Annotated in this window: 12 protein-coding genes and 1 pseudogene; 6 read left to right on the forward strand and 7 right to left on the reverse strand. The window is 45.0% G+C overall.

Going from position 1 to position 14,811, the window contains the following annotated elements; all coding sequences use genetic code 11:
* The first annotated feature begins 64 nt into the window (after window positions 1-64).
* The 3 genes and pseudogenes from IPP66_22355 to IPP66_22365 all read left to right on the forward strand — a co-directional run bounded on the left by IPP66_22355 (window position 65) and on the right by IPP66_22365 (window position 2,791).
* Complete coding sequence (locus IPP66_22355) at window positions 65-1,774, forward strand: signal peptidase I (GenBank protein ID MBK9928023.1); 1,710 nt, start codon at window positions 65-67, stop codon at window positions 1,772-1,774.
* The gene (locus tag IPP66_22360; protein ID MBK9928024.1) at window positions 1,771-2,166 is read left to right on the forward strand and encodes a hypothetical protein; all 396 of its coding nucleotides are present in this window, start codon (window positions 1,771-1,773) and stop codon (window positions 2,164-2,166) included. The genes IPP66_22355 and IPP66_22360 overlap by 4 nt, the downstream gene beginning before the upstream one ends.
* A gap of 383 nt (window positions 2,167-2,549) precedes the next feature.
* Window positions 2,550-2,791: pseudogene (locus IPP66_22365) on the forward strand (GlsB/YeaQ/YmgE family stress response membrane protein).
* 61 nt (window positions 2,792-2,852) lie between these two features.
* Here the strand turns inward: IPP66_22365 and IPP66_22370 are convergent.
* Window positions 2,853-3,218: a TIGR03987 family protein gene (locus tag IPP66_22370; protein MBK9928025.1), complete on the reverse strand. Its 366-nt coding sequence runs from the start codon at window positions 3,216-3,218 to the stop codon at window positions 2,853-2,855.
* Window positions 3,219-3,457: 239 nt separating this feature from the next.
* On the opposite strand from IPP66_22370, the gene IPP66_22375 reads away from it, so the two are divergent.
* Window positions 3,458-3,961 carry a ferritin-like domain-containing protein gene (locus IPP66_22375; GenBank protein MBK9928026.1) on the forward strand — a complete coding sequence of 168 codons (504 nt, stop codon included), beginning with the start codon at window positions 3,458-3,460 and terminating at the stop codon, window positions 3,959-3,961.
* Window positions 3,962-4,327: 366 nt separating this feature from the next.
* On the opposite strand, the gene IPP66_22380 is transcribed toward IPP66_22375, so the two are convergent.
* From IPP66_22380 to IPP66_22405, 6 genes are all read right to left on the reverse strand, one after another.
* Window positions 4,328-4,711, reverse strand: a complete 384-nt coding sequence (locus IPP66_22380) for a toll/interleukin-1 receptor domain-containing protein (protein MBK9928027.1) — start codon at window positions 4,709-4,711, stop codon at window positions 4,328-4,330.
* 60 nt (window positions 4,712-4,771) lie between these two features.
* Entirely contained in the window at window positions 4,772-6,019 is a 1,248-nt protein-coding gene (locus tag IPP66_22385) for a CpaF family protein (protein ID MBK9928028.1), read from the reverse strand.
* Window positions 6,020-6,306: 287 nt separating this feature from the next.
* The gene (locus tag IPP66_22390) at window positions 6,307-6,900 is read right to left on the reverse strand and encodes a hypothetical protein (GenBank protein MBK9928029.1); all 594 of its coding nucleotides are present in this window, start codon (window positions 6,898-6,900) and stop codon (window positions 6,307-6,309) included.
* Window positions 6,901-7,271: 371 nt separating this feature from the next.
* Window positions 7,272-8,237, reverse strand: coding sequence for a hypothetical protein (locus IPP66_22395; protein ID MBK9928030.1), 966 nt, complete (start codon window positions 8,235-8,237; stop codon window positions 7,272-7,274).
* A gap of 11 nt (window positions 8,238-8,248) precedes the next feature.
* A complete protein-coding gene (locus tag IPP66_22400) occupies window positions 8,249-10,759 on the reverse strand; it encodes a hypothetical protein (protein ID MBK9928031.1) in 2,511 nt (836 codons plus the stop codon).
* Window positions 10,760-10,777: 18 nt separating this feature from the next.
* Entirely contained in the window at window positions 10,778-12,478 is a 1,701-nt protein-coding gene (locus tag IPP66_22405) for a methylmalonyl-CoA mutase family protein (GenBank protein MBK9928032.1), read from the reverse strand.
* A gap of 220 nt (window positions 12,479-12,698) precedes the next feature.
* Between IPP66_22405 and IPP66_22410 the strand changes: the two genes are divergently transcribed.
* Together IPP66_22410 and IPP66_22415 are read left to right on the forward strand one after the other, a co-directional pair.
* The gene (locus tag IPP66_22410) at window positions 12,699-13,061 is read left to right on the forward strand and encodes a hypothetical protein (protein MBK9928033.1); all 363 of its coding nucleotides are present in this window, start codon (window positions 12,699-12,701) and stop codon (window positions 13,059-13,061) included.
* 72 nt (window positions 13,062-13,133) lie between these two features.
* Window positions 13,134-14,789 (forward strand): hypothetical protein, encoded by a 1,656-nt coding sequence (locus IPP66_22415; GenBank protein ID MBK9928034.1) that lies wholly within the window; start codon window positions 13,134-13,136, stop codon window positions 14,787-14,789.
* Window positions 14,790-14,811: the final 22 nt, after the last annotated feature.

Below are 14,811 nucleotides of genomic sequence, written 5' to 3' on the forward strand. Positions count from 1 at the left end.
CGGTCAGGCCGTATTTCCAAATAAACAACTTGTCCATTTCATACCTACCCACTGCAAGGCTAACATGAAACAATCTCAGCGTCGGCCATCCATTTTTTTGAACATCATCCTGTTTGCAGGCCTGGTGGTTATGTGGATTGCCTTCGCCCCTACCAAGCTTGGCGGGCAGGCATCCTATGTGATGGTGAATGGCATCAGCATGGAGCCCAACTACCATACTGGCGACCTGGTCATTGTCCGTAAAGCGCAGACATATCAAGTTGGTGATGTAGTCACTTATCGTGATGCCATCCTGGGCGATTACATCATTCATCGCATCATCGCCATAGGGCAGGATAAGTATGTATTCAAAGGCGATAACAATTCGTGGATCGATGTGTATCGTCCAACACAGGAAGAAATTGTCGGCAAACAGTGGATCTATATTCCAAAGCTTGGAAATTTTTTCAAGTGGATGCGTGTACCACTGCACCTGGCTCTCATGATCGTTTTGCTCGGAGGTGTTCTTATGAAAGGTATGATCAATTCAGAAAAACAGGGAAAGCAAAACCGCCCATCAGAAGGCTTTGGCGGGATGCTCGAAGGCGGTCTCTATCTCTTTGGGATATGTACTTTGATCTTTCTTGGGCTGGCTGTTTTCGCTTTCATTCGTCCATCGACACGCCCGGCAGATATGATCAAGTATCAGCAGGAAAGTCATTTCTCCTATTCGGCCACCGGCACACCTGTCCTCTACGACTCAAATGTGGTGCAATCCGGCGAGCCGGTCTTTCCCAAACTCGCTTGTTTCCTCAACGTTGATTTTACTTATAGCGTTTCAGGTGACCAACTCCAGGGTGTATCAGGAGCGCATCAGCTCGTGGCACGCGTCATGGACGAACAGAGCGGCTGGCAGCGCACCATCCCCGTCAACCAGCCAACCGCCTTTAGCGGGAATACATTTACTTCCGCATCCATCGTTGACCTGTGTCAGGTTATCGCGCTGGTCAATACATTGGAGCAGGAAACCGGATTACGTGCCAATACGTATACGTTGGAGATCATCCCGCAAGTGAAGATAACAGCCAATGCGGCTGGGACACAGATCACCGATTCATTCGACCCCAAACTTGTATTCCGTTTCGACGATGTTCACTTCTTCCTTTTCACTCCCAAGGGGCAGGATGATCCACTGAATTTCTCTCAACAAAGTTCGGCACAGAACCCCAACGTAGCGGCAAGCACCATTTCCATTCTCGGTTGGGAGCCGACAGTTTCAAAGGTCCGAACGATCGCATTGTTCGGGCTGGCAGTATCAATGAGCGGAATCATCCTCCTCGGGCTTCAGGCATTTGCAACGGCACAGCACAGTCAGGAAGAATGGATCAAATTAAGGTACAACGCATTACTGGTAAACGTCTACGAACGGGACATTCAGCCTGCGTCCACGCTCATAGATGTCACCACTATAGATGAATTAGCAAAACTGGCAGATCGGCATAACACCGTTATTCTGCATATGACCCTCAACTTCCTGCATTGTTATCTTGTTCAGGGCAACGGGGTTACATATCGCTTCGTGTTCAGCGCTGGGAAAAGCAGCGCTCCTCTGATCGAACCACCGCGCAGGGAAATGGTCAATTACGCAACGGACATTAAGCGAATGAACATCGTAGAGGCGCAGCCTGTCGACGACACACGCATTCGGTATGCAGTTAACAATAACGTTTACAGAAATAATGACGGATACTCTGAACCGATAAAAACAGTGATCATGAGGAAAATAAAAATATGAAAGTACCGTTCTCTATAAAATTCTTCGCGTTCGGTGCATTTACATTGATCCTGGTCAGTGTTGTTTCTGCTTTTGCCGCAGGTATCAACGTACCGGACACGAATGTTGGGGCTGAGTCGATTCCCGTCTATGCGGAAGATATCAAACCACCCGTTTGTGCTGGGATCTATCTGACGAACATCGTCAGCGGGTCAGGCACAGTGACTGGAACATCGGGCAATGACCTAATCATTGGAAGCACAGGTACAGACTCTATCGACGGCCTGGGTGGAGACGATTGCATCCTCGGCGGAGGAGGTGATGACATTTTGACCGGCGGTGATGGGAATGACATCTGCCTCGGTAGTTCGGGGGTAGATACGTTTGACACTTGCGAGAGCGAGATCCAATAACAAATGACGACTCGTTTCTTATAGTCTCAAATAAAATAAACGGACTCGAAAACACCTCGAGGTTTTCAAGTCCGTTTTTAAATGCGATGTATCGTGAAACTGCTAACGTTCGAAGAACATGGTGATGCCCCATCGTCCCCCGAATCACTGCCGGGGAAGTTACACCCCGTCAGTGCCATCAGCAAAACCAAAGTAACCTCCTATATGTTCACTCTGTAACAATGGCTCTTGCTTTTCGTTCTGCATATTCAGCCGAAGTATCTTCATCCAAAAAAAACTATACATAAGTACTATAAAAAGGTTTTTACAAAAAACCATGTTAAGATTTTAATATGACAAAATTTGTCGCACACAAAATCCTATTAATCTAAAAGGAGAGAACAATGAGCTTACTAATATGGATTATCAGCGGTATCATCGCGGGCTGGCTGGCTGGCGTCATCGTAAAGGTGGCGGCTTCGGCTTGATCGGTGACTTGATCGTCGGCTTGATCGGTGGTTTGATCGGCGGTTGGCTGGCTGGCCTTTTGGGATTACAAGCCACGAGTTGGCTTGGACAGATCCTGGTGGCAGCACTCGGTGGTGTTGTATTGGTCCTTGTCATCAGGGCAATACGCCGCATCTAGTTTCTACAAAAAAGGACTCGCAGTTCAAACTGCGAGTCCTTTTTATTTAATATACAAGATCTCATTCAAGCATTCGAAGCACCATCGGGCTGAAATACGGGATGAGCCAGACCAGCCAGACAAAAATGCTGAACTTGTGGAAATTCACGATCATCTTCTCGTCCTTCTTCACAAGGACGACAGTCGCCCAGAGGGCATGGACGAACATCAGGAGGATCGCAAGCAGGCCCGATATGCCGTGGACATCGAAACTCATGCCGCCCACGTAATCGAACATCATGCCCGTGCCCCATGTATCGCAGACCAGCCCCAGGTAAAAGAAGACCGTGTGCCAGATTTTGAGTCGCCCTTGCAGGCGCTCACTCCACACACCGATGGAATAAAGGATCAAAGCCGAATTGATCACGATTACAGCGAGGGGATTCATGGATGGTTCCTCCAAAATTATTTTTTACATCGAGAGAATTATAGTGACCTCCCCCCAAAGCGGACTGTGTCAAACATCACGTAAAGTCAGTTCAATTGCTCGTGTTAGGCAGTGTTGGCCTCCCCGACTTGGGGGAGGTTAATACTCGCCAGATGGGTGTTCCGAGTCTTTAAGGGTTACTATAAAGTAAAGGAGATAAGAATTTCAACCAACCCCATAACTAATAAAAGGAACTCACAATGACAAAAGAACTAACCCTGCACGATATGTATGTTGAGCACTTGAAGGACATGTATAGTGCCGAAAATCAGATTCTCAAAGCCCTGCCGAAAGTTATCCAAGGCGTCACTTCTTCTGAATTGAAGAAGGCTTTGGAAAAACATCTCAAGGAGACGGAAGGCCAAGTTGCCCGCATTGAGCAGGTTTCTCAATCTTTGGATGTCAGTCCGCGCGGGAAGAAATGCGCAGGCATGGAAGGCGTTCTTGAAGAAGGCAAAGAAGCCCTCGCGGAAGAATATGCTTCTCCAGACTTGATGGATTCAGCCTTGATCGGTGGATGTCAAAAAGTTGAGCATTATGAGATCTGTGGTTATAAAGACCTGATCCATATGGCTGAATTGTTAGGTGACAATAAAGCCGTTGACCTTCTGACGAAATCACTTCATGAAGAAGAAGCTGCCGATCAAAAACTGGCAGAGTTGGGTGAGAACATGATCACCCCTGAAACTATTCAAGCGATCTAAATTTTAGAGGCTAAGAACAAGAACTCCCTGGATGAACACCCAGGGAGTTTGTTTTTTATAAGATCTCCCTCAAATACGACAGTTAAATTCTGGCCGCATAAAAAGTTTTCATGTCGCATTTGGCGCGTAGCGGGCAGGAGGGTGCATCACCATCTCTCTCCACGCCATTCCTTGCGCAGACAAATAGCTACTCGAACCAAATCGAAATCGCCAACTCGAATTACATGTTGCCAAGCAATTGCTTGTTTGAAATATATCTTGATAGACTTTCAGATATTAGATTAACGGTAGCAGTCATATCGTGTTTATCATAAAGAATATACTGCAATGCTCTTATTTGAATGGGAGTATCACATTCATCCATCTTCACAGGAATGATAGGCAGCTTCTCATCTTGAGCCATAATGATTTCGTTCTCACAAACTGCGACTGGGCAGCAGAAGGGGTTAATATCACAAGAAACGCGCCTGCATTCTTTATGGCATTTTCAAGGACTTTGGTCCACTCCTCTCCGGGGTTAATATTGAAGACATCCAGCCAGACATCAAATCCCTTATTTTCCAATTCGCTCGCTAAAGCTCGGACACGGTCTCTGTCTTCTCGTGAATAAGATACAAAAGCATATTTACCTTTAGAAAATCTTATCGCCCGTCTTTCAGTTTCTGTTAGTTTCGCGTCATGTTTTGTATCTTCGCCAGGCACAAATATGCTTGATGGCAAGTTTATACCAGCAGTATTGATCTTTTCCATCAATCTATCGGATGGAGGGCCGTAAGACTTAAACTTCCGAAGTATCTTGCCATATTGAAATCATGCTCGGTAAACACCATAGAGTTCTTTCAAGAGAACCTGACCGTCGCGATTAGTTTCATCAAGAACTTCAACGATCTCTTTTATCACTCTTGTTCCATCACTCAAGCGTTCTTGATAAACGATCAGGTCAATGGAAGAACATATCAGATTACCGATTTTGGTACGGGGCAGGTTCGGTTTATCTAATTGAATAAACGTTTCTAGTCTATTGACAGCATCAGCGGGAGACTTAGCCACGACCCTTAATAGTGACCCTGAAAAATTATCGCTGACATTGGTCAAAGCGTCATAAGCATCAGAAAACAAGAATTCTCCCAAAAACAGGCGATCTCCTCTTAGTTTTCCAGTCAAAGCCAACAGCTTTATAAAAGAATTCTCGTCCATCAAATCATTTTGAGCAATCAGCTTAATTAGATGATTGATACGAAGTGAATAATTGTTTTCATATTCAATAGAGATGACCCTCTCGTCGCCTGGCACAAAACTGGACAAGACATTTACTATCGTATCCGCCCCCGCCCCCTGATATCCACAGACCAGAATATTTAATCGGGCTTCTACGGAAGCCTTTAGAAATTGCAACATATCGGCTGATACAGAACCCCATTTGACAAGTTGCTCTATGGTTATCGGTTTTCTGACAACGCGACGAATCGACACCGAGGGTGAATTGGGAGTTACCGGAGGAAACAGGATGATCACCGTCGAATTGTCCAGCAATGCAAACGTTGTAACAGGATTTTTGTCAGATGGCAGTGGCGCGTTATTCCTTGCGCAAAGGCGGTCGACAACATGCTGTAGATGAGCTTCATTCAAAAAGGAGAAGGGAGCTCTTTGCATCTTCCCTTTACTTCCAAAATAGATCTCTTGAAAATTATTTACAAAGATCTCATATATCGAATCGTCTCTTAGTAAAACATCTAACATCCCCAGCCCGAAATAATGATCAACAAGTTGATTCAATAGATCATCCAATTCGGGCTCAGTGAGCGAAAGTTGTTCTTCTTTGACAAGTCTTCCCAAAGCCACTGACAGATTCCTGGTTGCACTCTCAATATCATTAATGGAATCAATTTCCAGTATTCGAACAAGGTCAGATTCAAGTTGAGACCAGAATTGCAGTCCGCCTGGCTCATAAGAATCAAAATCGACCGATATATTTAGGCGCGTATGCAAGTCATGAAATATCTTTCGAACTTGACCGTCATCCAAAGAATTTACCGACTCTTCTGAATCAATAGGCATGCTATTCCTCGTTCACTTTCAAACCAGCGGATTGAAATATAGATTTAGAATCTATCCGAATATTCTGCTCTCGGCGGCGAGAGCAATTTTAGGATCGAAATACAGGCTTATATCATAGCTAAAAGCAACAAGGATTCAAGTAACATCTGTCCCACATATTCATCCAAGTATCACGACAATATAGGCGTGGCTCTCGTCTCCCCTAAGGGAGGGGAAGCCTAAACCCTCTCCATTTGGAGAGGGACAAGTCATCATGCCGATCATAACCGCCACCAGGGTGAGGTCCATCACCCTCTCTCCACGCCTTTCCTCGCGCGACGTTGCTTCGTTCCTTTTTCATCCAAATTTTTCTCATGCAGTTTCATCAATTCTTTGAATGCCGCATCGCGAATACCATTAAATCTTCTCCTTTGCCTGATATCTACAACAAAGAACAAAAATGCAAGGACAAAACAAATATAGAGAGCTGTTGATGCCCAATCCTTTGCAACAGTATGGCTTAACCACATGGACAAAGCAATCCCCAAAGTAGGCAGAGAAACGATCAACGATGTAAATAATGCAAACGCACTATATTGCAAGTCAATTTCCCTATGCAAATACTGTGAGCCATATTGTTGCAAGACAAAGTTCATCTGGTCATATTCAGGCTTGGCATCACCCAAAACATTGAAATCGATATTCAACTTTTTGAGAATAGTATTTATCACGCTTAAGAGAAATCCCTGTATCAATCTATGCATCAACAACCCAAGAATATAGGAAGCAAACACAATTAACAAAGAAATCAGTCCGATATAATCTTTCATATTTTTCATGAATTCGAAATCGTAAATTTCGCCCTTGTTCATAATAAGAAAAACGCTTGCTAATAAATACACAAAACCCGCAATGACAATTTCAACCCAAAGTGTTGGAGGTAACATCTTAATTTCCCTTTCTAATTAAGTGAAAAATTGAAACAACCATAACTCTCATTCCATTCAGTGAGCTTCCTCTCTTTTAGGAGATGGTTGGGGTGAGGTCAGACTCAAACCCCTCTCCCGTCTCCCCTAAAGGGGAGAAGCCCCGACCTTCTTCAACCTAAACTATAACTTGGAAATTCAACCCGCCCATCAATCAGAAAAGGGATCGTCATCATACCATCTCCCTTTAGGAGAGGGACAAGTCAACACGCCGATCATAACCACCACCAGGGCGAGGTCCCTCACCTTCTCTCCACGCCTTCCCTCGCACACAGATAACTGAGCTACTACAGAGAATAATGAACTAAGTCTGAGGCTTCCTTGAAAGAGAGTCGTCTTTCTTCCATTTTTTTAATTGCATCTAAATAATCTTTTGGAGTGGGTATACCCGAAAACGAGACAGTTACATCATAACCTAATCGTTTTAGGAGGATATTCATTTTGGAAAGAATATCAGTTCTTAATACCGCTAGTGAATGACTAAATCGCAACATTCGATAAAACATAAAATATTCAAGTGCATGTTGATTATTAATTGCCATTCGCATGTCCCACCCCCATTTATTCGTAGCCTGTAGAATTTCTGCATCAATGCGCCTGTGAAACTTATTAAATTCAAACCCATAGTACTCTTTTTGGCTCATGACGATATTCGAACCCAATAGCGATGCGTCTTCCAATTTTCCCAAATTATCACTTAGTGCGATAATGCCTTTGATATTCCCCAGTTCTTTGGGCGTCTCTAGAATCCATATTTTTGACTGCGGAACTGCAATGTATTTTTTATTTCCCTCGCGTCTATCTTTTGGAATCGCTTGATAATAAGTTCCCCAAAATTTAGTCACCCTTCCCTGAACTGGTTTCAAGACAAATAATGATTTAGACATGTCACCGTCTTTGAGAGTGGCATCAACAATTTCAAAAAAGCACCTGCCACCTCTCCCAAGCAGAAAACCAGATACTTCACGAATAAAACCAAAAACCACATTACTCAGTGGCTCATACGAAGAGCTATCGCTGTAAGGTAAATGAAAAAGCGTTTTCAACTCTAGTTCTAATGAGTCGTCACTAACAATTGCTTCAAAAGATTTCTTGTTTCTGGAAGAATGTGAACTAAAAGGCGCTATGTTATTTGTCACATCTTCAGTAAACATGTGGGAATATAAGCCACCCATATCTTTATAAAAGTAATCATGCTCTTCAGGAACATTCCACAGTGTAAGCGGATGATAGTCTAATTCTTTTTCTCGCATACAATCTTCTCCTATCCATTACTTTTCTTCTTTCGTTTTTTCTTCCTTGAAATCGACTCTGTTATTTTATGTCTAATTCCAAAATCTAAGCCACTAGCTTCAGGCAACGTGCTTAAGAATATATCAATAAACACTTCATCTGAATCGTAAACTGATGAATAACGGTCGTGGGTACCACCAATTTCTCTGATAAGTTCGCTGGGATGATCAATAATACTTAATCCAATTGGCACTACCCCCCTTTCAATTTTTTCATGTTTTCTAGGCAACAACCGCATACTCGCGTTGAACTCAATTTCCCATTGAGAACGAGAGAAATCACGATTAGTTGCCCCAAAACTAAACTTCTTGTTTTGAATCAACATAGCCAATCTTTCCAAATATTCTCTTCCTTGTTTTTTTACTAAATCATCCCAAGCAACTTTGCAGGGTTTCCAAAGCTCTTCGTTCTGATGATATTCCGAATAAATTAAAGAATAACCACTAACATCAAGCAAATCCATAATTGGCTCTGTAAGCAAAAGCAGAAACTGCTCAGGGCGAAGATTTTGATTGTTCACCCTAATCTTTTCAAATGTCAGTAGTATTCCACCAAAATACTTTGGAAATAATGTGGCAAAGTACTCAGCATTATTTGCTCGCAAACTTTTTAAACACTCCTCACCTGCTAAAACCACGCCCTTACCAAAGTAATCAGGAAAATCGGAAGGCTCTTTCCATGTAAACAGACCTCCTAAATGAGAAACTTGGGCTACCACCATCCTCTCACGAAATGATGTTAATTTTTCTCTATATTCTTCCCAATTCCACTCAGCCCAAGGCAAATTCTCTATTGAGCGCTCTTTACTTAACTTTTCATCAACCCCTTTTACTACTGATAACAGATGGCGCGATTTTGCTTCTAATTCCAAAGCAGAGGAAGCAACAATTGATACTTCCACAAATCTTTTCCCATCTTCATATGATTTGATAATCTTTTCAACAAAATCAACTCCATCCAGTAAAATCTTATTAGAAACCTCTTTCAAGTAAAAAGAGTATTCTTGAAGAACTAGCTCTGTTATATACCATGAGGGTGATACGACTTGTCCCTCAACACTTATTTCAAAATTAAGACCATTGTGAATATCTTCCAATCTTTTTAGAAGTCGAAAGGGAAGATCAAGAGTATACGGTGCATTTGGCTTACTCCAATTTTGACTTGAAATTTTTTTCTTCAAATCATCAAAGTCGATTTTTCCTAAAGAGTTGAATAGATCAGCTGCTAAAGTAGTCAACAACGCCACTAAAACCTGCAAGGCACTCAATTTTGTTCTTATATCTTCACCATTCCACTTTGATGGTGCTGATATAGGATCGGAAAGCAGTTTGTCTACAACTTCTTTGTATTTATGAAGAAAACCAAAAGCACGCTTTATCTCGCCCACTCTTCCAGCAGCACTAAATTGGTCAAATATTCTTGCTAGAATAACTTGAGCTGTCTCCCATTGGTTTTGCTCTATTGCATACAAAAATACTTCTATTTCCAAGTTTTCAAGTTTTTCCTCTAGCCATTCTTGATTAGGTTCTATCTGTGGTTGTAAATCTGTCTGAGTTATATTGGCAATTCGAACCATATGTTCTGATGCCATATACCAGTCTTGGAATTTAGGCGAATATAAAAACCATCGGCTTTTCGTAGGAATCGATCGTTTAATCCATAGGTACCTCACATAGAGATTCTGAATTTGAGAAAAGGTCTCACTTAATGTGCCTATGAGATGTTTTTCGGACTTTGATAAATCAATTATTCCCTGGAAACCCATTAGAGCATTTTCTGCTTGTTTCCGATAATGTTCTTGAAAAGAAGGGCTCTGAAATTCGAAACCCGATTTTGAGCTATATGATGCCCATTTAATTATTTCGGATTTTGCTTGGTCAACTAATGGGCTTGTATCAAGAAAGTTAAAGACACTCCACCCTAATCTAACAAAAAACAATATTGAAAGACAACCTAGAATAGCAACGACCGAAATTGATGAAACGAGTCTACTGTCAAATACAATACCGACAAAAAGTAACTCCAGACAGATAAGTGTAAAGAATACAAGAAATCGAACAGAGAAATGGCTAACTTGTTCTTGTATCACCAATAAGAATACAGTCCTTGGAGATTTTGAGTACAAGCCACTTATTACTGTGTTTAGCCCTGTAAAATATAAAGACAGAAAAATTCCAGTGATACTCGCTGCTGCTATTAGAAAGTTGTCGTAGTTATCAACGTAATCAGGTTTGATGTCAGGGAATGGCAGAAGAATCAAGGCTATAAGGCAAAGAACAGAAAAAATAAGCGGTGCTAGTGAGGATTGAACTAGCAATCGAAAAATAACGGTATCCCGTTGGGCGTAACGAATAGACTCTTGGACTTTATATAGCCTTTTGCTGAATTCAAATTTTGTTTTCAGCCATCGAGATTGCGATTGCCAATAAGAAATTTTTGACAATCGGTTTATCTGATTACGCTTAGTTGGTCGATTAGACATCAATTCCTCGTTATATTACTAAAACCCTTCCGCTACATACTCGCCCCATACGCCTCTCAGCGTATTGCAGATCTCACCGAGCGTGATGTCGTTCTCCACGCATTCGATGAACAACGGCATCAGGTTCTCGGTCCCTTTGGCGGCGGTCACTAATTTTCCAAGCAACTCGTCCACTCTTTCCTGCTTTCTTCTTTCCCTTAACTCCTTCAATCTTGCCCTCTGTCCAATTTCAATCGCAGGGTCAACCTTCAAACGTTCCAACGTCATTTCTTCTTTCACCGTGAATTGATTGACTCCCACCACCACCAGTTCCCCGCGTTCAATGGCTTGTTGCGCGGCGTAGGCGGCGTTCTGGATCTCGTTCTGCATAAATCCCTTCTCAATAGATTGCAACGCACCACCCATGTCGTCGATCTTGGCGATGTATTCCTGCGCGCCTTTTTCGATCTCGTCCGTGAGATATTCGATCAGGTACGATCCCGCCAGCGGATCAACCGAGTCCGCGACGCCTGATTCGTAGGCGATGATCTGTTGCGTGCGGAGCGCCACACGTACAGCTTTTTCGGTCGGGAGCCAGAGGGCTTCATCCATGCTGTTGGTGTGCAAGGATTGCGTCCCCCCGAGGACGGCGGATAAAGCCTGAACTGTCACACGCACCACGTTGTTCTCTGGTTGTTGTGCGGTGAGGGTCGAGCCAGCGGTCTGCGTATGGAAGCGCAACTGCCAACTGGCTGGCTTCTGCGCCTTGAACCGTTCGCGCATGATCTTCGCCCACAGTCTACGAGCCGCGCGGAACTTCGCCACCTCTTCCAAAAAGTTGTTGTGCGCGTTGAAGAAGAACGAGAGTTGCCCCGCGAAATCGTCAATGTTCAAACCCGCCGCGAGCGCCGCCTCTACATACGCGATCCCATTTGCGAGCGTGAACGCCACTTCCTGCACAGCGGTCGAACCCGCCTCGCGGATGTGATAGCCTGAGATCGAGATCGTGTTCCAATACGGAACGTCCTTCGCGCAGAACGAGAAAATGTCCGTGATGAGCCGCATCGAAGGCGCAGGCGGAAAGATATACGTGCCGCGCGCCACATACTCCTTGAGAATATCGTTCTGGATCGTGCCGCGCAGTTGACGCATGTCCGCGCCTTGTTTCTTTGCCACCGCAATATACATCGCCAGCAACACGCCCGCAGGCGCATTGATCGTCATCGAAGTCGAAACCTTATCGAGCGGGATCTGATCGAACAACTGCTCCATATCTTTGATCGATGAAATGGACACACCCACCTTCCCCACCTCCCCCGCCGCGATCGGATCATCCGCGTCATACCCAATTTGAGTTGGGAGGTCGAAAGCGACCGATAGCCCCGTTTGGCCTTGTCCTAATAAATAGCGATAGCGTTTGTTGGAATCTTCCGCTGTGGAGAAGCCTGCATATTGTCGCATCGTCCAAAAGCGTGACCGATACATCGTCGGCTGGACTCCGCGCGTGTAGGGATATTCGCCGGGGAAACCTAATTTATTTATATAGGATTCCTCCGCACTGAGCGGAGCCGTAGGCGAAGTCGAAGTGCCCGAAACGGAATCAACCTGTGAGGGAAGTCCGAGGCGCGGCACTTCGAGTCCAGAGGAATATTCGAAGCGTTCTCTCCGCTCCTTGAATTTGTCCAATGATTTCTTAAGCGTGGATTCTTTCCATTTGTTGTATTGATCTTGTATTCCCATGACGACTCCAATTTATTAACCACGGAGTCACTGAGACACAGAGTTTTTAAATACTCTTCTCCGTGACTCTGTGTCTTAGTGATTGGCTTTTTTCCAAGTATACAGGCAAATTATCCAAGCAACGAAACCAGACAAAGACAGGATGAATTCACGACGAATGTCATTTGTTCTCCAACAACGAAACTGCTAGACTCATCGTATATATGGCAGGAGGCTCCTCATGAAAATCATTGCATACATCGCGGCCGCGATCCTGATCTTTTTTGGCGTATTGTTCGTTTGGGGTTCAGGTGGAAATCAAGGCGGCGGTTGGACCTGGGTCTGTGGCGGGGCATTAAGTGTCTTGTTCGGCTTCGGCCTGATCTGGTTTGCCAGCCGTCAGCCCGCTTCTACAACGGGGAACACAACCAACGTCACTCTCAAAGTGGACCTGCCTGCGCAGACCAAGATCGAATCTATGAATTGCAAAAACTGTGGCGGCGCCTTGAAAGCCGATAACATCAAAATGCTCGCAGGCGCACCCACTGTGGAATGTCCGTTTTGCGGCACCACGTATCAACTGACTGAAGAACCAAAGTGGTAAACACGTTCCAAGTCAATCAAACCTGAAACTTGAAACGTGGAACCTGGAACTCTGAAGTATCAAGGAGTGCTTATGAAACGAAATCTTGCGATCCTGCTTGCTTTGATATTATTGTTGAGCATCACGGCAACTGCCTTTGCGCAATCTGATTACTACTTCGGCGTAGATACAGAAGTTGTGCATGTGTATCTAAACGAAGATGGCACGATGAGCCTCGATTACACATGGCGCTTTGTGAACCAAAACGGTGCGCATGTCATCGACTATGTAGATGTTGGCCTTCCCAACAACGATTGGGACATAAACACCGTGACCGCAGATGTCAACGGTTCACAGGTCAGCGTTTCTACCAGCGATTACCAAGGAAGTGGCAGTGGCTTCGCTATTGTGTTGGGGTCGAAGAGCATTCCTGCTGGCAGGACTGGAACGGTCCATGCCTATGTTGGGAAGATCAGCAATATCATTTATCACGACAGTGAAGACAACAACTACGCCAGTAGTGCCTTCGCGCCCACATACTTTGGCAGTCAATATGTCACAGGCACAACCGACCTGACGGTTACATTCCATTTGCCGCCCAATATGCAACCCGATGAGCCTCGTTGGCATACTGCACCAGCAGGCTTCCCCTCCGAACCACAAACCGCATACGATGACCAGAACAGGGTCACATATACATGGCGCAGTACGAACGCAAGTGCCGCACAGGAATATGAATTCGGCGCATCGTTCCCGAAAAGCTACGTCCCTGCCGATAGCATTGTCACTGTGCAGTTACCTTCCTTCTCCATTTCACCAGATGCCATCTTCGGCACTCTCTTCTGTGGCTTTTTCGCCTTCATGTTCCTTGGCGTTCCAGGCCTTACAGCATACGCCAATCATCGCCGCAAACTACAATACCTGCCTCCGCGTATCTCCATCGAAGGGCATGGCATCAAGCGCGGACTCACCGCTGTAGAAGCCGCCATCCTCATGAATGAATCGCTCGACAAAGTGATGACCATGATCCTATTCGGCGTCATCAAAAAGGGAGCCGCGCAAGTGGTCACCCGTGACCCGTTGAAAGTCGACTCCATATCGCCATTGCCCGATGGCCTTCACGAGTATGAGATGGGCTTTCTGAAAGCATTCCAGGAAGCCGATGTCAAAGTGCGCCAAAGCAAACTAAAGGATATGACGGTCAGCCTTATCCGTTCAGTCTCTGAAAAGATGAAAGGCTTTAGCCGCCGCGAAACGATCGACTATTACAAGAGCATCATGCAAAAAGCATGGGACCAAGTAGAACAAGCCGATACCCCCGAAGTGAAAAGCCAGAAATTCGAACAAGCGCTTGAATGGACCATGCTGGATAAAGACTACGACGATCGGACACGCCGCGTATTTCATGGTCCTGTGATTGTGCCTACGTGGTGGGGACGTTACGATCCGACTTACCCGCGAATTGGTTCAGCCTCGAGCGGCCTTCCCTCATCTTCGATGTCCATGCCCTCCGTGCCACATCTCCCCGGCTCAGACTTTGCATCGTCTGTCGCAACAGGCGTGCAGACCTTCTCACAAAAGGTCATTGGCAACGTCACAGACTTCACGAATCGCGTTACGAACGTAACCAACCCTCCTCCTCCCCCACCCAAAAACAGCGGTGGCAGTGGCAGCAGTGGCGGACGTTCCTGCGCCTGTGCGTGTGCCTGTGCCGGTTGTGCCTGCGCCTGCGCCGGTGGCGGCCGCTAGCTCTTAGCTAAGAGCTAATTGC

This window comes from Candidatus Defluviilinea proxima, assembly GCA_016721115.1.
In the GTDB taxonomy this organism is placed as follows: Bacteria; Chloroflexota; Anaerolineae; order Anaerolineales; family Villigracilaceae; genus Defluviilinea; species Defluviilinea proxima.